Source organism: Acidiphilium sp. JA12-A1 (genome assembly GCF_000724705.2).
Lineage (GTDB): Bacteria > Pseudomonadota > Alphaproteobacteria > Acetobacterales > Acetobacteraceae > Acidiphilium > Acidiphilium multivorum.
The window spans coordinates 1-674 of record NZ_JFHO01000252.1 but is presented as its reverse complement, the minus strand read 5'-3'; the positions used below and the strand labels follow the sequence as shown (position 1 = coordinate 674).

2 protein-coding genes are annotated in these 674 nt (G+C 52.8%); both read left to right on the top strand.

The features are described from left to right. On the top strand, positions 1-264 hold a 264-nt coding region (locus tag RT91_RS21110; protein WP_082468678.1), incomplete at its 5' end, for a flagellar biosynthesis repressor FlbT. A gap of 15 nt (positions 265-279) precedes the next feature. Next, complete coding sequence (locus RT91_RS21105; RefSeq protein ID WP_007423972.1) at positions 280-621, top strand: flagellar biosynthesis regulator FlaF; 342 nt, start codon at positions 280-282, stop codon at positions 619-621. The last annotated feature ends 53 nt before the right edge of the window (positions 622-674 follow it).

Here is a 674-nt window from a genome sequence, read left to right as displayed (position 1 = left end):
CCAGACGAGGTCAACACGCCTGCGAAGCAGATCTATTTTGCTCTCCAGACGGCCTATATCGGAACGGACGAAGAACGCCAATCCGCGCTAGTCCGTGCCCGCGAACTGATAGAGCAGTTCAAGGAAGCGACAACTTCGGCGCTCGCCCGCGAGATCCTCGACCGAGCGCTGGAATGTGCAAAATCGGATGATTGTTATGAAGCCCTTAAGCTTTCGCGGCGAATTATGCGCCACGAAGCAGCCGTTCTGCAGTCATGTCAGTGATCAAAAGGATCGTAAATGTCTCATTCAGCAAAGGCCTTCAAAGCCTATGAATCCGCCAATCAACTGCGAGGTCAGCGTGAGCAGGATGCCGAAGTGTTCCGCACTGTCAGTTCTATGCTCCGTGCGGCCGACGATGATCTGAGTCGTACACGAGCACTGGCAACTGCCCGCAGGCTCTGGCAGACGATTCTCGCTACAAATCTCGATCCACTCAATCCGTTGCCGGCACCACTTCGGGCGCAGATCGTTTCTGTTGCGAATAACATTCTTCAGCAGACAAATGATCAAAGTCCCGACCTTGAAGTGATCGCGATAATCGGCGACAATTTTGCCGATGGACTTAGCGGGCGAGCATAGATCTCGGAGACATTTGATGTCGTCTACTCTATCGCCAAATATTGCTACTCTCT